The sequence below is a fragment of the Pseudochrobactrum saccharolyticum genome (assembly GCF_008801715.1).
Taxonomy (GTDB): domain Bacteria; phylum Pseudomonadota; class Alphaproteobacteria; order Rhizobiales; family Rhizobiaceae; genus Pseudochrobactrum; species Pseudochrobactrum saccharolyticum.
Map to the genome: position 1 here is coordinate 725,341 of NZ_VZPG01000002.1, position 23,293 is coordinate 748,633.

The following is a 23,293-nucleotide window of genomic DNA, read 5'->3' on the forward strand; positions in this document are numbered from 1 at the left end:
CACTGGAGAGAATACACAAAATGAGAGGTCAGGCATTTTGTCTGGCCTTTTTTATTTCTCACATCAAGATTGGCTACCAGATGAAATCAATGCATAGCTTATTACGTCAAAATGCAGAAATTGCCTTTGAGAAAACACAGCATCAAAGCAGTGTTCATGCACGTATCTCCGATGAAATCGAAGAAAATGTGAAACTTCGCGATGAAAAGACCGCGCGATTAAAAGCACAAAGACTTGCTCAAGCAGCGATCACACCGCCTTCAAAAACAAAGAAATCAAAACCAAAGAGCAACATTAAGCCACATTAAAACCACCCTTTATCATGAAGCTGACAACCCCAAGGATCAGAGCGCTTATTATAAGCCAAACGACCTTAGCCAGAGTATCACTTACACCGGATATTTTCTTCTCAAGATCGTTAAACCGGTTGTCCATATGCTTCCATTGTTCGTCTTTGCGTGCATCTGCTATTTCAGATTGAACCTGAAACTTCTCGAGAACCACAAGGCGCGGGAGAATACCCGTTAGCTGCTGCTCAAGATTTACAACGCGGGAACGAAGATCGACATCATTCTCTGTTGGCGACATCACCAGCACCCCGCCTTGTTCCCATATGCATTATGACCAGCAATGCCCTTACCTGCGCTCTGGTCATTACCTGCCAGATAGACAGCGGTTTCCGGTTTAAGGCTGATCTTCTGCCATCCCGCGCAATTGTTCGCACTGGTCGCGCACCCCGCCAAGCTCAGCACACAGAGCAACACTATCCATATTGTTGATTGTTTCATTAATCCCTGCCCTGTTCTGGATTGCCTGTGTCACAGCTTGAGCGGCTTTCAAGGCCGCATCCTGCTTGCCGTCATGTTGCCCAAGCGCATAAAAAAAGAGGCCTGAAACTGCCCCTCCGATTACCGCGCCGATGATGTGTTGAAGACTGATCTTCATGCTGCCTGATCCTGCATGCGCTTAATAAGGAAATATGCACCTGTAGCGAACGCTCCAACCATGATGATTGCAAGCGCCCACTGCATGGGACCGGTACCGGAGGCCATACCGCCAAGACCGGATAAAAGGCCGCCGATTGATGCCCATGCCTCTGGTTTTTTCAGCGTTTCCGTGATTGACTGATCTTTGGGGTTGGCTTTAGCTGAGTGGCTGGGGGCATCTGTAGTTGGTTGCATTCCCCGTATGATATGACGAGCCTGCGATACCACTGCTGATACTCGCTTTTGCCAACCTCGCCCGAATGTCGGCCACGTTTTCAACGTGCGCATGAACCGGAGCCGTTCAGCGGCATAAGCGTCGATCAGATCACCTTTATAGGCATTGACCGCAGCGACAGTCTGGCCACCAACAATGCCGTCCGCAGTCACACCGACCACACGCTGCAGCGATTTAACCGCCTGAGCGGGGCCGCTGTTCACACCATAATCGAATGCCATGAAGTCGATGCCAACTGGGAGCAGATCGCCGCCAGATTGTACCCAATAAGAGCGCCGGTAAATCTCGATGGCTTCTGCTTTGGATAAGGCTTTGACCTGTGCAGGTGTAACGCTGGCAACACCACGGTGAGCGGCCAATGTCCTGTGAGTAATGCCGTATTTCGTAGCACCGCCCGGGTCTTTCGGATTATTCACATATCCGCCCTCATGACCAAACATCAGGTCAAGCGCGGTTGTTAAAGTCTCACGCATATCGTTCCTTTCGTAAACACAAGCAGGATCGCCGCGCCAGCTGGCACGGTTTTATCCATCTGAATTTTCCTGTGATTGTGCCTGACTATCAGGCCAGTGTGATTATTGCCGGTCAGGCAAATGCAGTGTCGATCTGGTTTTGATCGGTAAGTGTGCCATCCAGAATTTGCGGCAGAGCCTGCGAATAAATGCCGAAAACGCTGTTCACATGCGCTCCGACTGCATCAGAGAGATGCAATAATGGAGAATTGGGGTTGTTCAAAATGATTACTCTGAACGATTTTTCCGATCTTAATTGTAGAAATATACAGTCAATCATTCGGTGGCTGGGTCAGCGTAAGTCACGCCGCGCTGATACGTCGTGTCATTGTGTTTCCCACTCGGCAATAAACCGCTTCAGAGGCAGTGCTGTGGTTTCGGCTTTTTGGTGCTTGCTGGGGTTGCCCCATCAGTGGTAGTGCAATCGAAAGGTAGCGGTCGGTGAAAAAACGTGATTTAGATGGCCTTCTGTTACGGAATTTAATGCTGGGGGAATGACGTTGCGGAATGCTGAGTATGATTTCTTTGATGTGACGCGTGGAATCGCAGCGTTTTGGGTATATTTATCTCATTTGCTATTAATTTGCGGGTTTTGGCACCCGCTATTAAGCCGTGGCGATTTGGCTGTTGACGTATTTGTAATGTTAAGTGGATTTGTAATAGGCCTCATGAGGCTTAATAAGCCGGAATCTTATCCACGGTATATCCTTAGAAGGTTTGCTCGTATCTATCCGGCCTATTTAATCGCGTTGTGTTTGGGGATCGCAACTTCTTATCTCTATGGGCCTGTTCTCGGAAACTCCGACTATACCAAACACATGCCGTGGTTCGCCTCACGTCATGGGGAAGTATTTGCTAATTTTTGGCAAAATCTTGCACTGCACTTGTCTTTGCTTCATGGGATGGTTCCATATAGCATAATACCGTCAAGCGAATATGCCTTCAGCGGCCCGCTGTGGTCAATATCACTGGAGTGGCAGTTTTACTTGGTTGCACCGTTGCTATTCTTTCTTCTTGCAAAGAAAAAAACATTGACCTTTCTATCTTTTATCGTGGCTGTCATCATCTTTGGTCAAATTGCAATATGGATTAAAGGGTTTTGGACATCTTCATCACCTTCATTTCTTCCACTGCGGCTCGATTATTTTGTTATCGGAATGGCATCTGCTGTTGCTTTCAAGCCCTCTGCTTATATTCATTGGCCACTGAAATTATCATTGATAATTTTGATTATTTTAAGTCAATCATACTTGCGCGGCTATTCAATAGCTCTCCCAATATGGGGTTTTACTTGGTTTTTAGCTTCGACGGCACAGAATTCAAATATTCTTCGTATGTCGACAGCTATCCTACGACCAATAAAATGGTTTGGTGATAGATCTTATGGATTTTATATTTACCACATGCCGTTCTTGCTCGTAATTTCATACTTTGTGATATGGGGTAGATTTGATATTTTCGGCCATTGGGGAGCTTTAGCTATACTTTTTGTTGTATCATTTCCAATTACTACACTCGCAGCAGCGGCAAGTTACAAGTATATTGAGACCCCCATAATTGAACGTGCTAAAATTTTCGTGAACGGAACAAAAAATCTTAAACAAATTCGCTTATATCCCCTCGGATATAAGCGCGACCTGTAGCCGCTTGAGACAATCCAATTGTCACTACGCCGGCATCCGATATATTGGTAACAGCTACAGCAGGAATTACAGAAGATGCGGAATCCTTGTTCCATGTCACCTCCGCGTGGCGCAGCCGCCCGAACGGAAGTTGAGACGACATATCTAGGTCGCCCGACACACTCGCGCTGATTTGTAGACGCCCACGAGGACGTGATCTTTGCGGTAAAACCGAACCAGTGACTGAACTTATAGTATTACCATCAACGATGCTGGAATACACTGAGCCAATTGATCCCTTGCTTTCGTTTACAGCGAACATCTTAACCTGCCCACCTGCTGTGTTTGCGAAGGAATTATCTTGAAAGTTAAATCCCTGCACAAATAAAGAGGGTACGGCGGGGAACAGCACTACAAAAGCGCTACCCTCTCCCATGGGAGAGGTCAGTGCGCGTAGGAATTTATTACCTGTAAATAAGCCTCTCGGATTACAGATGACGATAGGCGCATTATCAATGTAGTTACCTTGGCACAAAGCAGCTGTGTCATTGTAATAAATACTAGCATCAGTACAGTCGTAAATATGATTATACTCAATGTTAACTGAATGCATAAGAGAAACAATCCCTCTCCTGCAATTAGAAATCATATTTTTACCACCAATCTCAGCATCCGCACCTGATATGCGAACACCCTCTGAATTTCCGTATGCCCCGACAATGCGATTGTGACGGACGATTGTTTCCGTTGCAGCTCTATCAGTATAATCGATGACCCCATGGCCACGGAACCATTGTAGATAGCACCCTTCAATAACGACGCCATGTGCATTTTTGACCGCTATACTGTCGTTGACCAACACAGCGCCAGCCGACTGACCTCCCAATATGTGCACGTCTTTGATCTTAAGCGCGTTAACCCAGTTGGTATTGCTACCACCTGCGCCACCATTCGCCGTTGGACGTATATCAAGCAATGCTTCATCTGCGTATGCACCAATCGCAGTAAGCTGGCCGTTTTGTATCGTCCGCTTCGTCTTCGGTACATCTCTGATAGTCAGCCCCTTATTTGTCCGCCAATTGCGTCCGACTAAATCAAGAGTACATGACTGAGGGTTAGTGTCGTCTAGGAGCGTGAATTCAAGCGCGTTTTGGAGTGCGTTTGACTGGTCTATTGCAAGCCCATTGCCGCCAAAGTGAAACGGTGAGATTGGTTGTCCCGACAATGCATCGGCAACAATGCGCGCGGTCATGCGTGTATAGGCTGGGGCCTGAAGGACACGTTCGGCCTCGACATCTACAACCTTATACCAAGTGCGCCCGTCTAGACTATCCACCGTGTTCGCAGTGCCGTTTGGCTCATCAATGTACAGCCCTCCCTTGCCATCTCCCCGCATGCTTTCGCCTGCTGTTCGGATATAATGTGTTGACGATGGAACGATGGTAAGGGCTACCTGATCACGTGTTTCAAAAGCGAACCAGTTACGCTCGGCTGCTCGTTCTGCGTCCTCTCGTGCATCGCGTGCACTATCACGCGCTTCCGCTGCCTGCTCTGCATACCCTTGAGCCAATCCAATTTCATCAGACATAGCTTCCAGCTTGGATACAGATCGGCGAGTGTCCTGAATTGCCATGACCGTACGATCAAGTTGAAGTTCAACACTTGGCGCGTCATTGCGTTGTCGGTTTTCCAAATCAACAGTTTGTTTAGCCTGTGTCATTCGATAGCGAACAACTTTCACCCCAACAGCTGGCGCGACATAAAATGAGATCGCACCACCATTTGGCCATGCACTGCCAGCGATAGAATAATGTTGATTAAGATACTGTTGAGTATCTACCCCGTCAGCATCACGCAGTAAGACAACAATTTCATCCGACTGTAAAAAACGCTTCGGATACGGGAACTCAGTTGTCGTGCCATCTGCATCTGAGATGTATTCAAGCTGATCAGGTACAGGAACGGTCATGTAATGCTCCAATTAAAAAGCCGCCCAAAAACTGAGCGGCCAAAACAAAAAAAGCCCCGCACACGCGAGGCAATAAGATGTCATTCATCCCCTACTCGACATTTCTAGGCAAATTAAGCAAGATGTCAGAAACGGAGGGGGATGATGTTTGGTCAGCTTTCTTATGTATTACGCTTCAATCACGCCTTAGCTATGCTAGGGGTAAATCCTCAGCATATAAACGAAACGATACGCCAATCGGCTCAGATTTCTGGTAAAGAATTTGGGGCTACCCCACAAGAAATGGCGCTTGTTTTAGCCAGTCAACTACCACTTGAATATACGATCCAACTTGACCCGCGGACTGCCATGAAGTGGATTAGAAAAAGGAAAATTAACCCTAGAAATCCCAATGTCAAAAATGCCTTATTCGCTCTTAACTGGGCAAAGTTAGTAGATTATTAATTACTTTTTTCTTGTAAACCAATCGCATCGCCAGTCGCGTCCTCAACCTGATTTAACAAACTGCGGATATAAAACAGGTTTTGAAACGGCATCAGACCTCTGATCTTATGCAAATCAGATTTAGTGGTATCTCCTGCGAAGATAGAGCCAGACACTTGGAATATGTCTGATACAGCGTCAGGGGTTGGGCCGAGGAATGCGCCAATCACATTACGTGATTGATAGCGGCTCATTTGTTCACCGGTGATGCCAGATAGCCCAATGCGGCCACGGCTAGCCTTCTCAGCAATATTATTTACATCCATCATCCAGCCGCTCAGACCAGACCAGTCAAATGCGTTGGTTGCCCAGACAATGGGATTATCTGATAGCTCTCGTTCTGCTGTCATTTGCTTGACCATATAGGTCATCGCACCAAGTGAGAGAGCTGTCACAATGCCTGCCAATGTATCCGCATCACGCTGCTGGATAGCCGATAGGGTGATTTTCTGCATGGCAGACACGTTGAAGCTTTTAAACTGGCCAATTGTCTTCCCAAGCTCTGTACTCATCCAGAGCGGTTTATCTTGCCCGGGAGTTACGATGATGCGATCAACATCTCGCACTACGGCCGTTCGAAAAGCTTCTCGTGCCAGACGATCATCCCAATCTGCCGCTTTTGCCAGCAGCACGCCGCCCTGAGTTTCGCCATACTTCTTGAATTGTTTATGAATTCGCTCAGCAAGATCGGTATTGATGCCAGCAGCGCCAAGTTTCCTGATCTGCTTTGCTGTTGCTGTACCTTTGGCAATAGCTTCGGTTGCATGAAGCATATTGGTCATAACGATCATGCCACTGAACTGTTTCATCGCGGCGTTCCAAGGAGCCATAAGTGACACCACGCCAAATCGCGTTCCGGCAGATTTAACGGCACGTTCAAACTTGCTGCCACGGCCGAAGTCATCGCCAATTTCAGCCAGTGACATCGCTCGGCTATCAAGGATCATATCGAGAGCTGTACCGGATGCCTTGACCTCTTTGCCTGCCATGCGAACAGCTTTTATGTTGGATACAAGCGGCACAAACCCATCGCGGAATGTCGATGTCAGACCGTGCTTGAAAACGATACCGGCCATATCTGGAAAGGCTGAAAGGGTCATGCCGCCAAGCAAGCGCAAGTAATTCAGGTTACGTGCTACGCGACCGGCGCGAAGCACAATACCATCTGGATTTGATGGCAATGCATACTGGCCACGGATACGGTCGCGCATGCCCTCAATGTCCCGCACAGCGCTTTTACGTGCTTTCTCAAGTCGTGCTCGTTCCTTGGCTTTCACCTCGGGAGTAGCTGCCTTCCCCTCTTTATCGAGCATACCGTCGACAGCAGCAATCTTACGATTGGCTTCATCGTTGATCTTGCGGATTTGCTCTGCCATATCCGGTGAACCGAACTTATTGGTCAGCTCAATATCCGCAGACATAGTGCGCACCTGAGCGTGGAGCACCTCTTCAATATCGGTGTTGAGGAACTCCTGTATCTTTTTGCTTTCAATACGCAGAAGACGCTCTTTCAATGGGCCACGTGGCCCCGAGACAATGCTGTCATATGGGATGCGACCATCAGCATTCCCCAGAATTGTATCTATAGTTTGGTCGACGATATCGGCGACCTCATCATCCGAGAGACGTGAGAATTCTTCCGCCTTCTTGGCTACTGCATCAGCCTTTGCACTAGTTTGCCTCGCGACATTCTCAGCATCACTGATCCGCGCAGCAGCATCACGTTTCGACACAAAATAATCGTTCAGGATACGTGCAAAATCAGTTCGGTACGCCGCGATTTTATCTTTGTTGTACATGCGAAACAGGTGCGATACATCACCTGCAGTGGCAATATCATCGGGCAGCAAGCGGGCTTCAATTGCGGCTTGCTTCATTGCATCGTCAGTCTGCCGGTAGATTTTTGCCGCTTCCGCAATTTCAGGAACGGCATGCACGTCGCCGCTAAACGCTGCCCGCCCCACTTCCTCTTTAAATTGCTTGAATGTCATTTTATCACCACCGGTTATGCGCTGCATTTCAGAGCGCATAGGAGCAAGACGGCGCTGCCATCCGGTCGGATCTGGTGCATTGTGAAAATATTTGGCGTATGCTGTATCGATCTGTTGCAGCGTGTCCGCCAGCGGCGCCTGCCACATCTTCATACGGGTCTCTACAGACCCCCCGATTTCTGTCGCAACACCTTCAGCATTGGCTTTGTATTCCAGCGGGGTTTCAGCCAGCTGCCGTACAGTCGATCTCGCCTCATCAAAGTCTGAAAGCTGCGAGCGGATAAGAGGGTCTTGAGAGCGTACACCCCAAAACTTCTTTATCAGCGCTTCATCTTTAATTTCAGTTGGGCCTTTATTAACGGCCGCAGCACCAGCTGATTGTGCACTGCCACCACCAAACACAGCCGTGTCAGCTTCTTCAAATGCTTTATTCTGCTGTTCTATCTTACGGCTAAGCCCAGATAGCTCAGCAGATGATAGATATCGCCCAGCCAGCGTACCAAGCGCTCCACCCAGCAGAACTGAACCACCAATATTAAAGACGCTTTCTTCGCCAGTGCGTGTCTGCTGTGTCAGCTGCAAACCAGCTTCGGACACAGTAGCATCAATACCAGCACCAATTGCTGCCCCTGTCGCAGCTCCGGCCGCGCTCCTTGCTGCACCAAGCACACCACCGCCAATAGGCAAAAGCGTTGGAAGGTCAAACACGCCAGCAGCAAGTGAAGCAATTGTGCCTTGGATGCCAGCAGCATCCAGAGTTCTGCGATCCGAGACTTCGCGTTGAATTTGGATTTTCAACGCATCCGCCGCTCTCTGATTAAACACACCTGAGAAGCGCTCCACATAAGGTGCAAAATCCGGATCATCCTTGACATAATCGATGGCATTGAAACCTTGTTCGATTTCGTAAGGGTCTGACATGCCTCGCGAAGTGATATAAGATGTGACCATATTATCCGAACGAAAGGCTGCTGCCATTGTCTCGCTCATGGTCGGGTCTTGCGGTACATCAGCAGGCGCGACATTTGTCAGGTTTTGCACACGAACTGCAGGTTCATAAAAAGGCATCAGTTCCCACCTGCATTCAGTAAGCCGCTATCTTTGGCGTTCTGGAATAGTTGAGTACGCTGCTGATCCAGACCGGATTTCACAGTCGGCGTTTGGCTTGTCGGCACAGGAATATTAGGAACTGTTGGCTGAGGTAAAACTTGTTGTGCCTCCGGGCTATCCCATGCAGAACTTGCACCCATTGGGATATCGCCGCCGTTCATATACTCAGCCATTCCGAGGCCACTGACTTGATTTCGCGTAGCTGTTTCAAGTCGCTTATCTTGTTGTTTTCGTGCTGCAGCTGACACAACAGACAAGTCTGGTCGCCATTGCTTGCCATAAAGGGTTTGCAAATTCCCTTGCTCATCCTTGTAAAGAACGGTGTAGCCGGGCAATTGATTGGATTTAATCTCAGAGCCAGTCTCAGGTGTTGAAACCAGTACAATGCGGCTCATAATGCTATCGCGTGTCATTGTGCGATATTCCGTCAGCCCGCCTTCATTCCGGATAAAAACTTCGCGCCCTTCAACTAATCCGCGATAGCCATCATTCCCCTTTGTTGGATTGAGCAATTGGTCATTTGGGAATGCCTGCGCCAAATCATTGATAAGCTGATCTTTCACATATCCATATGGGTCGCCGTCATTTGGCTTTGCTGGCCAGAACTTTTCCGGCGGGTATTTCATCACGGACTTCGTGCCAGTGATTTCTGTTGTCCCGTACAACCTCTTCATTTCAGCATCGGCGCGGTTCTTTGCAAGTTCCGGATTGCCGCCAGATGCGTAAAACTGCTCTTCTGCAATCGCTAGATAATCAGCCGCAATCCCCGCGGCTTGCTGCTCGTTGAAACCTAATTTCGGGTCATTGAAAGGCAACCAGCTATCATCGAAAATTGCTCCAATATCCGTGTTCTCGATCTGCTTCCTGAACTCTTTGGCAGCTGGCTCTAATGCTTTACGCTCACGAATTTTATTCGGATCATTCTGCTCAGCGATGCGTCGCGCCGCATCAGACGGCGACAGATTAAGCGTATTTACATAATAGTCAAAGTCATCAACTTTCTTCTGAACTGCACTCCCGCCGTCACGGCGACCAAGTGCAGACGGATTGATCTGCGAAAATCGTGAGGCTGCTTGTAAAGCGGCTTCGACTTCAGCAGGAACCTGACTTTCTGCCCCAGCGCGGAGTTGGTTCATCGTTGATTGCGGCACTGTACCAGACTGAACTACCAATGATTCCAGTGCCGCCTGTCTATTCTCGGGCGCAACAGCCTGATTGATAACCCCGCCAATTGCATCAACCTTCTTCTTTCCATCCGACGAGTACGGATCAAGGCTGAGTACACCATTCTGGAAGTCAGCCATCGCCTGAGCTGTCATAACCTGATCGCCCTGACGGGATCGCAAAGCCGACAGAAGCGTAGCTTTATCGCTATCATTCATCCGGCTCGATAAGATTTGCTGATCACTGGAAATTTCACCCGTCTGGATACCAAGCTGCAAAGCACCTTTCTCGCTATTGTAGGTGGCGGTTGCCTGCGCATCGATAGCTGTCTGCCCCCGCTGTGCGGCGGCATTCATCTGATCATATAGTGATAGACGTTGAGACAGCGACAAATTAGCAAAGCGCGGATCAGCAGGTGTCTGCCCCGCCGAAGAGGCTTTGCCTCCCATCTTGCCTGCTGACCATGCGGCTACATCACCGGCAGACTTACCTCGGAGAAAACCATTCGCCTGAACAACCGCTGGCCCAACAATACTTTCTATTGAAGCATTCGGATCAGCCTTAAGAACTTGAGCAGCGCCGCGTGGCCCCAGAAAATGGGCAAGGTAAATATTCCCCGGGGTTTGCTGAATGCCTTGGTTTGCAAGAAATTGAGCGTTTTCCCGTGTATAGGCTGTTGTCATCTCGCGGGAGAGTTGCGGGTTTGTTTTTAGGGCAATGAGTTCCGCATTAGATTTTCCGCCGGCAATATCTGGGCGGTATTTACGCACCATATTGAGCCATGTGCTATCAATGAACTGCCCCAAACCGGCTGCTGATGAGTTCGGGTTCTTTGCCTTGGCATTACCGCCGCTTTCAACGCCGATGATTTTCCCGACCACAACACCAATCGCATCACTACCTACTGCAGGCACCCCAAGTCGATCAGCCGCACCAGTAATTGAAGCAGGATTTGCTTGAGCTTCACGCACTTCCCGCTCACCAATGGTCAGCGAAAACATTTCGTCAGCCTGTTTTTTGAGCTTTTCTTTTTCAGTTGGTGACAGGCCAGAAGCATCAATAGTACGGTGAGCATCCTGCTTTGCCGCGTCAAACATGGTCGGATCGTTAAATACTTGATTTTGCAGTGTCTGCTGGCGTTCTGTAATGCTTGTGCGATACCAGTTATTTCGCTGATCGATTTCTGCCGCCGCTCCTTTGTCGATCCATTGGTTTCGTGCAGTGGAAACCAGCTCAGCAAATTTGGGTTTGAGGCTATCCGGTACAGATTTCAAAAATTCCTCTGACCGCTTGGTATAGATGCCTGACACATTATCGGTGAACCCTTTACCTGAAGGGGCCATGCCTTCCTGCTGCTTGGCGAAATCTAATGCATTATCATCCTGCCAGCGCTGAAAAGCTTGATTGGTAGCAAAATCATCAACCTGCTCCTCCATCTGCTGACGACGTAATGCCATCTGGTTCTGCATGTCTGCATGATTGCTGATTGCGTTACCAACCTGCGCCAAGCCCTGACCAATGCTGTTATCTACGCGTGTGTCAGGAACGCCGCCAATATCAATGGTACGGCCAGCTTCAATCGGACGGATTTGAACCATTAAAACATACCTTGGATCGCGCCACTACGAGCACGTTGATATTGAGTATAAGGATTTGAAATCATTGTGCGCTGCTGGTTCGTCTGGCTTACTCCTGTGAAAGCATTCACACCGGTCGCTAATGCCCCCATATACCCGCCTGTCATCGCGCTCTTTGCATTTGACCGAGCGAGACCTGATTGGAACCGGTAATTGTCGCTTTGTACCTGAGCGCCGTAGCGAATAGCCTGCTCATCTAGGCTTGCCTCAGTTGCGCTGTCCTGCAGCACATCTATCGCGGAGCCGGAAAGCGCGATACCGTTTGATAGATATTGCCCCCGCATAGATGCGAGTTGCCGGTCACTGGAGCGGCTTTGAAGGTTCGCATCATAGTTCCCCTTCTCCGCTGCCATTTGCGCCTGACGGTCAGCATATGCTGCTTGTGATTTATATGAGGCAGATTGCGCGCTGGCTCCGGCTACCTGTCCCGCCATGGAGACACCTGCACCTATGAGCGTCATTGAGAGTGGGTCGAAGCACATTAAGGGGTACTCTCCAATTGCAAGACCAAAGATCGGACGAGCAAAGGCAGCGGCTCATCTGTTTCAAAGATAAGTTTGCCCCCACCCTCCATCCATGATCCGGATAAGTCGCAAGGCACAAAGCCCGTGCGGAGTTCACTCGCGCTTCCGAAAAGGCTATCACCTGTTTTCAGCAGCTGCTCATGTAAACTCGGCTGCCAATTCTCACCGCCAGCAGCTCTGACTTTTGCCGCGCCTGAGTTCAAAACATCAATGCTTGCCGCAATAATGGTGCGGTTACGTCCGAATAACGTGCCATCTTGTTGAGGTCCTGCTATAGGCTGTGTGATCGCTCGACTCTGATATTTAAGGCCAATGCTAATTTTCGCAGCGGGAAAAGGAAGCGTTACGCTCCCGCCTACAACCTGCAAGTCGTTGACCACGCTGCCATCAGCCAGAGCCACAACTGCTTCACCCTCAAGGTGTCCCAGACCGGAAATCGTACTGATCTCAGAGCCGTTATACTTGGCCCCGCAATCGACATGAAATGCATTTTCGACAGTATCAATATCGCCATCAAACGGTCGTTCAAGAACTTCGATATAACGCTTTAGTTGCCCATTGATTGACCGGCGGACGCAGAGATAAACATCGTCAAAGCCCTCTTCCTCCCCCGGAATAATTGCTAAGCTTTCAACGGCGCCGCCAGAGATTTCATGTTTTGCAAAACCGACAACTTTCTGCTCCCTGTCATAAGTGACGGAAACGAGAGAGCCGTCTGCCATCGCACAGTAAATTTGCGGATCAGGGCGCTCACAATATCCCCAATCGATTATCCCGCTTTTAAACAGATGCTCCCCAAGCAGAGATAATTCCGGTGCGACATAACGGTTTTGGTCACCCAAAACGAGTTCACGAATCTTCGTCGCACCTATACCGGCATAAATTGTAACGCCACCAATCGACAGAGGTTTGAGAGCCGCAGCGCCGCTCGTGGGGCCTTTGCGTTGAGATATATTCACTGCCGAGAATGTTTTATTCAGATCAGCAGGGCCAACGGTTCGAATTTGACCTGCTGAGCCTGTTACCAAATCCTCGTCGTCGGCCAACCATAGGATTTCATTCTGATTTGATGAGAGCAATGTAATTGAAAGGCCGTCTGTTTCTACATTGGGATCGCTGATCCCGTAATCCTCAAATTGACCTTGCTTAGAGCCAAAGACAGTTACCGGCTGGCTATTCGTCCTAGACCACATCAATCGCTCATTGAACAGTCGAACTGTGGCAGGCCAACCGGACTCTTGTGAAAAAGCGCCCATACGCCACATCGATATCGGTGAAGTATTTAACAAAGCATGACCGTATAACCGCACACTAACCTGAGTAGCTGAGAAATATGATGCAATTTTCGCCCACATCCATTTGGATGATGGCCCCATTATTCTGATAGATCGACCAATATCTGATGGTTGGAAGCCGGCTCCATTATTAATTCCAGCAGTTGAGGAGGCAGTCATAGTTACGGGTGACTGCTCACCTCCATATTGATGAAAGCCGAAACCTCCCCACCAAACACTGTTATCACCGTCAAATGAACTTTGAGTGCCGACGAAATTAAGTCGATACTTTGTAAACGCTCGCTTATTATTGACTTGAAAGTAGTATCTCTGATTGTTCCTCCAGCCGCCCTGACCCTCAACTGTATCCAGCACTACCCATGCAAGGCCATCCCACCCAAGTAAATCCCACCCGCTCGGACTATGCCCTGGCTCTTTATCTGGCGCTTTCACCCAATAACTATCCAGTGTTTGTGCTGATGTTAAATCTACTTGATAAAAAGCCCCTGTCGCAGATCCACTGCTGGATGATCCACTAATACTTAATGAACCAGTACCGTTTGGGCGTAAAGTCGTTGAAACATCTTCAGCCTCCATATAAGGGCCATCATTGAAAACGACATCCTCCATTGACCAGTTCACATCACCGGCGCGGAGCAGTTTTTTCGGGCTTACATCTTTGTGCGCAAAATATGCAGCATCATTGAACTGATCATAGCTCACTCTCTGCAGGTTCGAAGCGGAATACGGGTGCGAAATGGAGTACGGAGAAGCGCCAGAATATAACTGTGCTCTTTCAGACAGGAAGCGCATCGTCCCGTTTCCGTTTAACGCAAGGACATATGCCTGATCTTCTGAAAAACGGAATGGCAGTAAGCGCGTTAACTGGTTGCTGTCGGCTACTTCTGCAATAAATACTGTACCAGACCGACGACGAAGCCCGCCATGTGTCAGTACATTAAAATTCACACAGTACGACAGTGACGATAGCCAGAAATCAACGTCAGAGCGAGACCCTAGAAGTGGGGTCGTCCAGCCTTTATCAAATGTAGCCGTATGTGAATAATAAGCCATTAGCGCTGTGCCACCCAATCATCATCAGCGGCACGCGGACTGGTGCCTTCTATTGCATCTATGCGCCATGCTGCATCAATCGCTTCACGGTAGAGGCCTTGGGCTACTTGCACATAGGACACTTTCCCAGTGACCCAGTGGCCGCATTTCATCGCGATGTAAGCTGCCAGCGCCTCAACGAATGCGGTTGGATACCGATCATAATCCTCGGTACGTCGAACATACCGAACCTTGAGCGGGCCTTGCGCATCGGTGAGTATCCGAAGGCCTTCAACCTCATGGCGGATCGGTGAACCTTCTGACTTCCCGCAAGCTGTTACCGGCAGCACCCGCAGGCAGTCGTGAGGAACTGTGAAAGCATGTCGCCAGCCGAACGCAGGTGCAACCGTATCCGCAGCCAGTGCCACACGCTGAAGTGCGAAATTCCAATCATAACGAGAAAGCAAGCTATCTCGTGATGTATCAAAGTTGCGCTTCATCCAGCGAACAATTGGCCGATTATCATTCTCAAGACTGGTAATCTCAGCCTCTTTGAGAATGTCGAGAGCCTGATTGCAGATATCAGTGGGGGTCATGCTTCCTCACCTTCTGGCTCTGGTTCAGGAGGCGGTGGCGCCTGTGTCTGCTGTGCGTCACGACGCTGCTTCTGCTTTTTCAGATACCACCATGATAACGGAGGGCTATATGCAGCCATTGCTCTATTCCGTCACAGGTGAACGGACGGGTTTCTGCATGCGCTTACCGTCTGGTCTGTGTCTGTTCAAAACATCGAGAGTGGCTTTGCCTGCTGCATTAGCCGCTTCGATATTCGTTTCACGAATAGAACGGTCGATCTCGCGCTGCTCCAAATTTAATTCGTGCAACGTCTTTTCGCGCTGAGGCTCGATATCTTTGCTCATGGAAATCTCCAAAAAGAAAAGGAGGGCAATTGCCCTCCAGTTCGATTAGCCGTTGGTGACGAGGAAGCTGATCGGAATCTGCTTGCGCTCTGGATAAACACGATCCCAATTCGCAGCCGTTGCCATTTCTGCGGTTGTCGGGAACTCTCCCGCCACACTGGCATCAGTCCATTTGATGCCATAAGGGTGCAGAACAAACTGACGGCGCGTATAGAGAATATCCCCGCCAACGCCGTTACCCTGTTCTGGCTTACGGTCAATTTCGATATTCGGACTTGTGCTCATCGCCTGTTCGTTGAAGCAGATTGCTTCATTCCCCAGCAGATACGTCACATAGCTTGTTGGGTTGCCGGCACCGTTGTTGATGATCTTTGCAGTATCAGACACAACAACACGATAGCCGAGATATGTCGGGAAGCGAACCTCTCCGCGCGCATCAGGGATAAAGTCGATGAGGTTCTGTTTCTGCAGGCGGGTGTAAATTGCCGAGTGCATAATCAGTGTCGACAAATCTTCAGCTGCATCGCCCATTGTCTGCTTTGTATCAAGAATAGCTTCAGCAGAAATCAGATTTGCGTCTGTAGGTGTACCAGTTGTGAGCCCGATATTATTGACCATATCGCCGGAGTCGTTGGCCACATTGTCCAGATACACACCATGGAGTGAGGCAACCAACAGCGTATTCAGATTGCGGACCCACCAGTCTGAGACAAGATTGCCAATCGCCTTCATTGGGTCGTCACCAGCCAATACACCAGACAGGCGCATAGATGACCACGACTTGGTGCGGACATGACGAGCAGCCACATCTTTACCGGCTTCGATTTTGCCCGGAACGCTGAGCTGTGTCGGATCATCAGAACCAATATCACTGTCAACATCGGTCAGATCACGCCAGAAAGGCACGTTCGACGTCTTGCCACCACCGATCAGGAATTTAGCCATATTGGCATCGTTCCGAAGAATACCGGACTGGAAGATTGCGCCACGCTCTTTTGTGCGCTTGATCATGTATGGATAGAAAACTTCTGGGACGATAACGTCCGAAATGCGGGTAGTAGCCATTGCTATAACCTTTCCTGAATGGCTGCCGTCACTTACAGTCCGTAATCAGCAGGGTTACCACCTGCTGCACGGATTAGTGATCTGGCTTTTGACGGGTCGTCACGAACGAGCTGCCCCTGTTGCGTCAGGTTTTCATGCTCCGCTGAGAATGGATTGCTGATTGTGCCACCAGCATTGAGAACGGTTGTGTCCTCACCGTACATTTCCTTGCCAACTTTGGAGAGTGCAAAGGCGATCTTCGGGCTGAGAACAGCTCCATCGGCCGACAAAGCTCCAAGGCGGGTAAGTTCATCCTTTAGACCTAGCTGGCCAATAGCTCGGCTCGTATATTCGAGGTTCTGCTTGTAGCCGTCAGTATCCGGATCGCCCCACTGCATAACGATTTCACGGTGGGTATCGCCTTCGGCTTTTGCCATGGCATCGCGTGCCGCAGTAAACCCTCCGGCTTGCATCCCAACGAATTTGTCATGCAATGTCTGGGCTTGCGCAGGCGTTAAACCGGCCTCATGCGCCCATGTACGGAATTCAATCGCGCTCTTTTCGTCATAAGGGAAACCTTCCGGCACAGCTTCAGTGTTGAGCTTAAGCTCGTACTTATCCGGCGTTTCAGGTCGTCCCAACTTGCCGTAGAACGCGTTCCAATCATCAGCCGAGGCATCTGCCTCCGGCACTTTCAAGGCCTTGCTTGCGTGGGTTTCCAGCTCACGATACGAACGGATCGCATCATCTGCCGTCTTCCACTGTTTCGCTTCGACTAAAGTGCGGTTATCTTCAAATTGAAGGCCAGCCACCCAGTCAACGCTGTTACCATTTGACCCTTGATCAGTAACAACGGTTGCGTTCGGAGCGGTTGTAGATGTTTCCACCTGCCCATTCTCGTCTGCCATAATGATTATCCTTGTTTAGAGGTGCTCGGCTTCTGCGCGAGCGGCTTCTTCCAAAGCTCTCAATTGTTCATCACTGAGAGACAGGAAATGAAAAAGCCGCCCGAAGGCGGCTCGCTGTCCGGCGCTATAACCGGCTTGGTAAAGTGAGAGATCGGCATCAGGCGGCTCAACCATATAAAAACCGGTCTGCGCGGCCAGATCAGCCAACACAATTTGGGCTGCCTCAGTGTGTTTTCCGAACACTTCAAGATAAGCGGCATGAAGTTGCTGCTCTGTTTGTGCCGGAAGTATTTGGCGGGTTTTGGAAACGTTGCGCCACGTCATGCTGGCATCATCCCTTTAGCTTGCGCCATCGCCTGCATCGCTGGCGTTGCATCCTTGGCAGCTGTTGCAGCTCCCTGCATCATGGCAAGGGCTGCTTGGCTTTCCTGCTGCTGTGCCATTGCTTGGCGCTGCTCAGCCACTTCCTCATCATGTTTAAACATCTTACGTGGTGCGCCGTTGATTTCACGGGTCAGTTCGAGTGTTTCGTCACCATCGATTTTCATGAGCGTTGAACGATCGTATTCCCCGACAACAGTTGCCATTTGCAAAACACGTTCGATGCCCTGCATTTCTGCCATGCGACGCATACGAGCTAGAGGGCCAGTGAATTTCACACCCACATTCTTGCCACCAACAGATGAAGGCGGCTCAAGTGGTGAGCCTTGTTCAAACGCGCCCTTGCGCTGAACAATATCAACCTCACGATCAATCGCACCAGCAATACCTGTTTCGATCTTTGCACCAGCAGGGCCGAGCAATTCACCCTTCTCATTCGCACGAAGCAATGCCTCTGTCGCTGTCATCTGAGGGTTATCAACCATTGTCTGGAAAAGGTTAATGTACATGCTCTCACGGACGGACAGGCGTTTGGCTTCGATCAATCGCTCGGCAAATGTCGGGTTTTGCGCCTGAATAATTGGCTGTGCCAGCAAGCGCCCCTGTTCATCCAGCATACCGGCATTAACTGCCCCAGCATTCAGATTGAGACGCTGATTATAAATACCCCGCATAGTTGCCATCGGCGGTTTAATCATCTGCTGCGAGACTTGAGCAACAGTCTTGCCCATCACCTGCAGCATTTTGATTTCAGAGAGCGCAGCCATGACAGGAGACTGGCCATAAGGCGAACCGTCCGTCTGATCCCACCACATCACCTGATACGGGAATGTGAAGAAGCCGCTCGACCGGATCAGATGACGGCTTTCAACCTCTAACCAGAATGAGGCATATGGCTGATGACGACGCTTGTCTTTATGCTCTCCTGCTTCCTCACGCGGCATAACACAATGAATGAACGTGAATGGCTGGTCTGGTTTGTTGGTGAGAGCGGATTTCACCTTTTCCGGCAGGCTGTCGCCTTCTTGTGAGAAATAGCCCTCAGCAGCCCGCGCTGTCAGTTCAAAGACGCGGATACACTTATCAACATCGTCGTAAGCATCAATGCCCAGATATGTTTCAACCACCGGTATAGAGCGGTAGAAAAACGGTACTTTGACCGGATCAATGCCACGGCGGCCGATATTCTCTTCCAGATACAGAATACCTGTGCCAAGTCCGCACGCCCCGCGAATTGCCTTCTGATTAGCCAGCGCGAAATTGCTCTTCGCATCATACCGCGCTGTGAAATGGTAATCCCGCAGCCGGTCAAGCCATTCCTCTTCAAGATCAGTCGGATCTGGTGAAAACGGATCATCAAGCGAGAACGCGTGCCATTTCTGGGCACGCGGTGCAATCAGGCTTTCCATTCCAGCATTCAACCGGTCGAGAGACCATGCAGCGGTTGCATCGAATATTTCTTTGCTGCGCTGAGCTGCTTGCGGTTGCTGCGCTGTACCGGTCAGCGATGAAGCAATGTTCATCCCGTTCAATTCGTATTTATGGGAGGCATAAGGCATGCACAGAGTGACAACATCGCGCCATGTGGCTTCCCAATAATAGCGCTCAACAGCCATTTGCTGCTGCATACGCATGATGTCGTCAGCAATACCCATATTACATACCGCCGATTGTTGTGCGCTTCAGGTTCTTGCCATAATCCTGCGCACCGAGCGGCGTGGTAATGATTGTTGCTGCACGTCCCTGCTGTTGCTCTGCAGCGGCCATTTCATTGGCACGACGAGACTTTGCTGCCTCTGCATCCGCGTCAGGCACTGCCGGTGCATCAGGGATTTTCGGGGTATCAGGTTTAAAGCACATCTTGCCAGTCCTCTTTCAACCACGCCCAAAGCTCGAAAGCCTCACCGTTCACGCCATAATTTAGCATGTCAGCTTCTTTTCGCGCTCTGATGCTGGATAACCATTTATGCGCGAAGTCATGATCAGCTAATGATCTGATCTCAACGCGCGTTACGCCCTCAGCGATTAACTGCTCAGGCCATTCATTTAAGCAAAATCGTGTGATTGCAGGCGTTGCCCGCTTGAACTTTTCTGTGCCGTAAGCCCACGCATATCGCAGATGCGGCTGGTATATGTAATTGCCAATGGATACACCAAAGGCAGCGACCGGCTGCCCATCAATCCAAGCAGTCCAGCACCAGTTAGGCGATGAGAGATAAGACGTTGCGCCTGCCTGCGTACCGCTTTCCAATATTGCAGTAGCGAATATCTCGCGTCTGTCTTGCTCACGCAGGTTCGCCGCCACGAAACAAATGTCTCGCAGCGTTCCAGCTCTGATTTCAACGCTCACCAGTTATCCAGTATGTTTTCGTCAGCGGCTACGAACTGAGGCTCATAATAGCCCACATTTTGATGTGGTGCTGCCACAGGCTCCGCGAATGTGAGTGACAATGCGTCAGCCAGATCAGGAGAACGTAGACCGCGCTTCTTCATATCATCCTTCTTTTCCAGCATAATGCGGTTGGATGGATCAAACTTGTATTGTGGCCCCGTTAATTCAGCGGCGAGATCAATATCAGAGCCATGCAGAACACCGCGCTCCCGTAGCCATTCCCGCATGCGCCCCCACATCTCAGCGCGTTTGTTGAAATAGCGGTTGTCTTGCCCCGCTTTCGCGCCGCCATTCACCTCAATCACATTGAGGCCGAGAACACGCAATCGGTCAACAACACCGCCACCAACGCCGACGCCATCAACGAATATCGCCTGCGGGCTTCTGCTGCGGGCAACTTCAACGATATAGCCGGATAGTTGCTGCGTATCCAATCGTTCCCATTTCATTAGGTCTGTGAGAACATCGCCTTCACGGATTGCCAGCACTGAACGGTCATCACCAAATCGCGCAACATCGATGCCAAACAGAACGGGCTTTGCACCGCGTCGAAACTGTCGTTGCTGCGCCGCGTTCACATCATCCCATGAGATAAACTGCATATCGGCAAGCGTCTGGTACTCGCCAAGCCAGACATGAGCATATTTTGCAGGATCAGCACGTTTATCGCGCTCCATATCCTCGCGGAGAGCGGGCGGGAAAAACGGATTATCTGAGTAATTTGCGCGAACAACAACAGCATTGTCATTCGCTGAGTTGCGCAACAGTTTATCAATCGGATCTGTCGGCTGGTCAGGGTTCCACGAGAACCACAATTCCGAACCGGCCGCGCGAAGAGTAGGAATGAGCAGATCAAGCGATTTTTGGGAAACCGTCTGTGCTTCTTCTACCCACGCACGATTGAAGCCTTCCAGCGATTTGATGGATGCAGCATTATGGCTCTTTAGGCCACGGAAAATTATCAGACTATCATTTGGCCCGCGTATTTCCTGATCAGTGATATCGAAGTCATCAAGAAGGCCATATTCAGCAATCTTATCCTCAATCAGCTGCTTAACGGAATCCTTGATTGAGTTCTGCACTTCACGAAGACACACAGCACGGATTTGCTGGTTCGCACACTCAAGCACAAGACGGGTTGCGAATGCATGGGATTTACCTGAGCCGCGACCACCCCATGCGCCATAGTAGCGAGCGCCGGAACGAAAGAGCGGCTTGAATACCTCAGGTATCCGTATCCGATGGTTTAGATTGCTCGACAAATTCAACCTCAAAACGTCTTACAGGAATTGGCCCACCACCGGGGCCAGAATGCTCATTCATTACCTTGTCACCGTATTTTTTAGGCGCCATTTTTGACATAAGCCATTTGCGTGTATCGATACGGAGTTTGGCTTTCTGAACGTCTGAGCATTCTTCATCATCAGCGATATCAAGGATATCTTCAGCCATTGCAGAGGCACGGTCTTCTTGTGCTCGCGCGTATTGGTTGCGAAACTCTTCATGACGAGCAAGCCATCGGAACACAGTAACCCGATCAGGCATGCCGGTATCTTCACAGATTGAGCGCAAAGAACGCCCCGCTGACATCTCAGCGCATATATGACTTGCCATTGCCTCTGTATAATCAGAAGGGCGCCCAATCTTTGGTTGCTGCCCTGCTCTTGCCTCTGCCTTATCCGCTATCTGTTTAACGCGATCCGGTGGGATGCTCATGCGTTCACCTTATAGGCTCCAACCAAAAGCAATACCGAGAATGAACACAACACAGATTATCAGCGTGGCATGCCAACCTGAAAATCCGATTTCGACGTCACGATTGTTCCGCGTGTATTTAACTGCCATCATTTACCCCTTGCTGCAGCGGCAATCCATGCGATACAGAGCAAAATAGTCTTCGTGAAAATGCCCCTGCCGCTAAAGCGCCAGAATACGTATTATAGAGTGTAATACTTATCATTTTAATTTTATAACTATCGTTAGAATTTGCTAATTATTCATATGGGCTGTTTTCGTTGTTGTAACGATGAATAAAACAGTTCAGTTGCTGTAAGCTGTATTAACCGTATGAGAATCAACAGCAAATGAAACCTATATTCCTCTTGTCTATCGTCGCAGCCCTCAGTGCATGTGGAACGGTCAACAAGGTCACCGACACAGCAGCTACAACAACAACCACAACAGCTAAAACAGTTGGTACAGTCGCTGTAATCGGAGCTGTAGCAGCAGGCGCAGCAACAGTTGCATCCAGCCTTTAAAATCAAGCTCTGGCAATATGATCTAAACTCACATCAATCCCCTCTTCTGAGAAGATAGAAATGAGCACCCGCGCCGAACCGCGAGGAACGGCGGGGTGAAACCGGCAAATCAAAAGCTCAACGCTTTACCGCGATGTGCGGGTCGATATGTTTGTGAGCATCGACGGCAAGCCGGAAGGCCGAGTGTGGCTGGTTCTGGATATTGTACTCAACCGCATGGGAGTTGGTACTTCGGTCAGGCAGCGATGTGATGCCTACAGTGATCGGATTTGCCTTGAAAACGTCCGGCACATCATAGTCAGCAATGGTGAGCTTCACAGCATACACGGCTGGACTGACATCAAGTGCAGCGGCTGGTGTACTTAGGCAGAAGGCGGCAGCAAGCATAGCAATGCAGCCGAAGAACATACTTCGCATAAGCTTCATGTGTTTTCCTTTCAGGTTTTGGGCAATAAAAAACCCCGACAGGGGGTAAACTGTCAGGGTTCGTTTAATGCTGTCATAGCTCATAAAAAACGAGCGTGATAATCATTAACACTCATTTTAACGGCGTCAATACGATCTGCTAAACTTATGTTTTCAATAAATTATTGTGTAATTTTATAGCATTATATTGAATAACAAAAACCGTCGTTGTTGACAGAGTTGAACTGGTTCCGCCTCATGTGATCGAACCACGACCGGTGCATTCAAAGTGCGCTGCCCTACCTTTAGGCGAAGGCGGAAAATAAGATCGTCTCACCAAAGAAAAGAACAAATATAGAAATCCCCCTATTCCTATTTTAAGCGCCGTACGGCCTCATTAATCACTCACAGCAATTCACACAGCC

At 49.6% G+C, this 23,293-nt stretch carries 23 protein-coding genes and 1 tRNA gene; 3 read left to right on the forward strand and 21 right to left on the reverse strand.

The annotated features are described in order from the left end of the window. The first annotated feature begins 20 nt into the window (after window positions 1-20). Window positions 21-308: a hypothetical protein gene (locus tag F7P81_RS09935; RefSeq protein ID WP_151159331.1), complete on the forward strand. Its 288-nt coding sequence runs from the start codon at window positions 21-23 to the stop codon at window positions 306-308. Here the strand turns inward: F7P81_RS09935 and F7P81_RS09940 are convergent. The 3 genes from F7P81_RS09940 to F7P81_RS09950 form a co-directional block, all read right to left on the reverse strand. Continuing rightward, window positions 295-588 carry a hypothetical protein gene (locus F7P81_RS09940; protein WP_151159332.1) on the reverse strand — a complete coding sequence of 98 codons (294 nt, stop codon included), beginning with the start codon at window positions 586-588 and terminating at the stop codon, window positions 295-297. The two genes, F7P81_RS09935 and F7P81_RS09940, sit on opposite strands and share 14 nt — an antisense overlap. A 96-nt stretch (window positions 589-684) precedes the next feature. Beyond that, on the reverse strand, window positions 685-945 hold the full coding sequence (locus F7P81_RS09945; RefSeq protein WP_151159333.1) for a hypothetical protein: 261 nt from the start codon (window positions 943-945) through the stop codon (window positions 685-687). Further along, complete coding sequence (locus F7P81_RS09950) at window positions 942-1,694, reverse strand: glycoside hydrolase family 108 protein (RefSeq protein WP_246176085.1); 753 nt, start codon at window positions 1,692-1,694, stop codon at window positions 942-944. Before F7P81_RS09950 ends, F7P81_RS09945 begins: the two co-directional genes overlap by 4 nt. A 533-nt stretch (window positions 1,695-2,227) precedes the next feature. Between F7P81_RS09950 and F7P81_RS09955 the strand changes: the two genes are divergently transcribed. Next, the gene (locus F7P81_RS09955; RefSeq protein ID WP_151159334.1) at window positions 2,228-3,376 is read left to right on the forward strand and encodes an acyltransferase family protein; all 1,149 of its coding nucleotides are present in this window, start codon (window positions 2,228-2,230) and stop codon (window positions 3,374-3,376) included. On the opposite strand, the gene F7P81_RS09960 is transcribed toward F7P81_RS09955, so the two are convergent. Then, window positions 3,330-5,324, reverse strand: a complete 1,995-nt coding sequence (locus F7P81_RS09960; RefSeq protein WP_151159335.1) for a right-handed parallel beta-helix repeat-containing protein — start codon at window positions 5,322-5,324, stop codon at window positions 3,330-3,332. The genes F7P81_RS09955 and F7P81_RS09960 overlap by 47 nt on opposite strands. 141 nt (window positions 5,325-5,465) lie before the next feature. On the opposite strand from F7P81_RS09960, the gene F7P81_RS09965 reads away from it, so the two are divergent. Continuing rightward, on the forward strand, window positions 5,466-5,768 hold the full coding sequence (locus tag F7P81_RS09965) for a hypothetical protein (protein ID WP_151159336.1): 303 nt from the start codon (window positions 5,466-5,468) through the stop codon (window positions 5,766-5,768). Here the strand turns inward: F7P81_RS09965 and F7P81_RS17200 are convergent. From F7P81_RS17200 to F7P81_RS10045, 17 genes are all read right to left on the reverse strand, one after another. Further along, entirely contained in the window at window positions 5,765-8,866 is a 3,102-nt protein-coding gene (locus F7P81_RS17200) for a hypothetical protein (RefSeq protein ID WP_246176086.1), read from the reverse strand. The two genes, F7P81_RS09965 and F7P81_RS17200, sit on opposite strands and share 4 nt — an antisense overlap. After that, complete coding sequence (locus F7P81_RS09975) at window positions 8,866-11,670, reverse strand: lytic transglycosylase domain-containing protein (RefSeq protein WP_151159337.1); 2,805 nt, start codon at window positions 11,668-11,670, stop codon at window positions 8,866-8,868. Before F7P81_RS09975 ends, F7P81_RS17200 begins: the two co-directional genes overlap by 1 nt. Further along, complete coding sequence (locus tag F7P81_RS09980; RefSeq protein WP_151159338.1) at window positions 11,670-12,143, reverse strand: hypothetical protein; 474 nt, start codon at window positions 12,141-12,143, stop codon at window positions 11,670-11,672. The genes F7P81_RS09975 and F7P81_RS09980 overlap by 1 nt, the downstream gene beginning before the upstream one ends. Before the next feature lie 47 nt (window positions 12,144-12,190). Beyond that, on the reverse strand, window positions 12,191-14,581 hold the full coding sequence (locus tag F7P81_RS09985) for a phage tail protein (RefSeq protein WP_151159339.1): 2,391 nt from the start codon (window positions 14,579-14,581) through the stop codon (window positions 12,191-12,193). Then, window positions 14,581-15,156 (reverse strand): phage connector family protein, encoded by a 576-nt coding sequence (locus F7P81_RS09990; protein WP_151159340.1) that lies wholly within the window; start codon window positions 15,154-15,156, stop codon window positions 14,581-14,583. Before F7P81_RS09990 ends, F7P81_RS09985 begins: the two co-directional genes overlap by 1 nt. Beyond that, window positions 15,153-15,275, reverse strand: coding sequence for a hypothetical protein (locus F7P81_RS17220; protein WP_281348906.1), 123 nt, complete (start codon window positions 15,273-15,275; stop codon window positions 15,153-15,155). Before F7P81_RS17220 ends, F7P81_RS09990 begins: the two co-directional genes overlap by 4 nt. A gap of 4 nt (window positions 15,276-15,279) precedes the next feature. Beyond that, on the reverse strand, window positions 15,280-15,480 hold the full coding sequence (locus F7P81_RS09995) for a hypothetical protein (RefSeq protein WP_151159341.1): 201 nt from the start codon (window positions 15,478-15,480) through the stop codon (window positions 15,280-15,282). A 45-nt stretch (window positions 15,481-15,525) separates the two neighbouring features. Then, the gene (locus F7P81_RS10000; RefSeq protein ID WP_151159342.1) at window positions 15,526-16,545 is read right to left on the reverse strand and encodes a major capsid protein; all 1,020 of its coding nucleotides are present in this window, start codon (window positions 16,543-16,545) and stop codon (window positions 15,526-15,528) included. A gap of 32 nt (window positions 16,546-16,577) precedes the next feature. Next, complete coding sequence (locus F7P81_RS10005) at window positions 16,578-17,432, reverse strand: scaffold protein (RefSeq protein WP_022710428.1); 855 nt, start codon at window positions 17,430-17,432, stop codon at window positions 16,578-16,580. 15 nt (window positions 17,433-17,447) lie between these two features. Then, a complete protein-coding gene (locus F7P81_RS10010) occupies window positions 17,448-17,756 on the reverse strand; it encodes a Bbp19 family protein (protein ID WP_116088206.1) in 309 nt (102 codons plus the stop codon). Next, window positions 17,753-19,468: a portal protein gene (locus F7P81_RS10015; protein ID WP_151159343.1), complete on the reverse strand. Its 1,716-nt coding sequence runs from the start codon at window positions 19,466-19,468 to the stop codon at window positions 17,753-17,755. The genes F7P81_RS10010 and F7P81_RS10015 overlap by 4 nt, the downstream gene beginning before the upstream one ends. A gap of 1 nt (window position 19,469) precedes the next feature. Beyond that, the gene (locus tag F7P81_RS10020; protein ID WP_022710425.1) at window positions 19,470-19,673 is read right to left on the reverse strand and encodes a hypothetical protein; all 204 of its coding nucleotides are present in this window, start codon (window positions 19,671-19,673) and stop codon (window positions 19,470-19,472) included. Beyond that, window positions 19,663-20,163 carry a hypothetical protein gene (locus F7P81_RS10025; protein WP_151159344.1) on the reverse strand — a complete coding sequence of 167 codons (501 nt, stop codon included), beginning with the start codon at window positions 20,161-20,163 and terminating at the stop codon, window positions 19,663-19,665. Before F7P81_RS10025 ends, F7P81_RS10020 begins: the two co-directional genes overlap by 11 nt. Further along, a complete protein-coding gene (locus F7P81_RS10030; protein WP_170265236.1) occupies window positions 20,160-21,467 on the reverse strand; it encodes a PBSX family phage terminase large subunit in 1,308 nt (435 codons plus the stop codon). Before F7P81_RS10030 ends, F7P81_RS10025 begins: the two co-directional genes overlap by 4 nt. Continuing rightward, complete coding sequence (locus F7P81_RS10035; protein WP_151159346.1) at window positions 21,430-21,921, reverse strand: terminase small subunit-like protein; 492 nt, start codon at window positions 21,919-21,921, stop codon at window positions 21,430-21,432. The genes F7P81_RS10030 and F7P81_RS10035 overlap by 38 nt, the downstream gene beginning before the upstream one ends. A 659-nt stretch (window positions 21,922-22,580) precedes the next feature. Continuing rightward, the gene (locus tag F7P81_RS10040) at window positions 22,581-22,973 is read right to left on the reverse strand and encodes a hypothetical protein (protein WP_151159347.1); all 393 of its coding nucleotides are present in this window, start codon (window positions 22,971-22,973) and stop codon (window positions 22,581-22,583) included. 141 nt (window positions 22,974-23,114) lie between these two features. After that, a tRNA-Gln gene (locus F7P81_RS10045) sits at window positions 23,115-23,188 on the reverse strand. Window positions 23,189-23,293 lie beyond the last annotated feature (105 nt).

What these genes read in the sequence shown, in the direction of transcription:
- F7P81_RS09935 (WP_151159331.1), top strand. Translation starts at nt 21, where the DNA reads ATGAGAGGTCAGGCATTTTGTCTGGCCTTTTTTATTTCTCACATCAAG.
- F7P81_RS09940 (WP_151159332.1), bottom strand. Translation starts at nt 588, where the DNA reads ATGTCGCCAACAGAGAATGATGTCGATCTTCGTTCCCGCGTTGTAAAT.
- F7P81_RS09945 (WP_151159333.1), bottom strand. Translation starts at nt 945, where the DNA reads ATGAAGATCAGTCTTCAACACATCATCGGCGCGGTAATCGGAGGGGCA.
- F7P81_RS09950 (WP_246176085.1), bottom strand. Translation starts at nt 1,694, where the DNA reads ATGCGTGAGACTTTAACAACCGCGCTTGACCTGATGTTTGGTCATGAG.
- F7P81_RS09955 (WP_151159334.1), top strand. Translation starts at nt 2,228, where the DNA reads ATGACGTTGCGGAATGCTGAGTATGATTTCTTTGATGTGACGCGTGGA.
- F7P81_RS09960 (WP_151159335.1), bottom strand. Translation starts at nt 5,324, where the DNA reads ATGACCGTTCCTGTACCTGATCAGCTTGAATACATCTCAGATGCAGAT.
- F7P81_RS09965 (WP_151159336.1), top strand. Translation starts at nt 5,466, where the DNA reads ATGATGTTTGGTCAGCTTTCTTATGTATTACGCTTCAATCACGCCTTA.
- F7P81_RS17200 (WP_246176086.1), bottom strand. Translation starts at nt 8,866, where the DNA reads ATGCCTTTTTATGAACCTGCAGTTCGTGTGCAAAACCTGACAAATGTC.
- F7P81_RS09975 (WP_151159337.1), bottom strand. Translation starts at nt 11,670, where the DNA reads ATGGTTCAAATCCGTCCGATTGAAGCTGGCCGTACCATTGATATTGGC.
- F7P81_RS09980 (WP_151159338.1), bottom strand. Translation starts at nt 12,143, where the DNA reads ATGGCGGGACAGGTAGCCGGAGCCAGCGCGCAATCTGCCTCATATAAA.
- F7P81_RS09985 (WP_151159339.1), bottom strand. Translation starts at nt 14,581, where the DNA reads ATGGCTTATTATTCACATACGGCTACATTTGATAAAGGCTGGACGACC.
- F7P81_RS09990 (WP_151159340.1), bottom strand. Translation starts at nt 15,156, where the DNA reads ATGACCCCCACTGATATCTGCAATCAGGCTCTCGACATTCTCAAAGAG.
- F7P81_RS17220 (WP_281348906.1), bottom strand. Translation starts at nt 15,275, where the DNA reads ATGGCTGCATATAGCCCTCCGTTATCATGGTGGTATCTGAAAAAGCAG.
- F7P81_RS09995 (WP_151159341.1), bottom strand. Translation starts at nt 15,480, where the DNA reads ATGAGCAAAGATATCGAGCCTCAGCGCGAAAAGACGTTGCACGAATTA.
- F7P81_RS10000 (WP_151159342.1), bottom strand. Translation starts at nt 16,545, where the DNA reads ATGGCTACTACCCGCATTTCGGACGTTATCGTCCCAGAAGTTTTCTAT.
- F7P81_RS10005 (WP_022710428.1), bottom strand. Translation starts at nt 17,432, where the DNA reads ATGGCAGACGAGAATGGGCAGGTGGAAACATCTACAACCGCTCCGAAC.
- F7P81_RS10010 (WP_116088206.1), bottom strand. Translation starts at nt 17,756, where the DNA reads ATGACGTGGCGCAACGTTTCCAAAACCCGCCAAATACTTCCGGCACAA.
- F7P81_RS10015 (WP_151159343.1), bottom strand. Translation starts at nt 19,468, where the DNA reads ATGGGTATTGCTGACGACATCATGCGTATGCAGCAGCAAATGGCTGTT.
- F7P81_RS10020 (WP_022710425.1), bottom strand. Translation starts at nt 19,673, where the DNA reads ATGTGCTTTAAACCTGATACCCCGAAAATCCCTGATGCACCGGCAGTG.
- F7P81_RS10035 (WP_151159346.1), bottom strand. Translation starts at nt 21,921, where the DNA reads ATGAGCATCCCACCGGATCGCGTTAAACAGATAGCGGATAAGGCAGAG.
- F7P81_RS10040 (WP_151159347.1), bottom strand. Translation starts at nt 22,973, where the DNA reads ATGAGCTATGACAGCATTAAACGAACCCTGACAGTTTACCCCCTGTCG.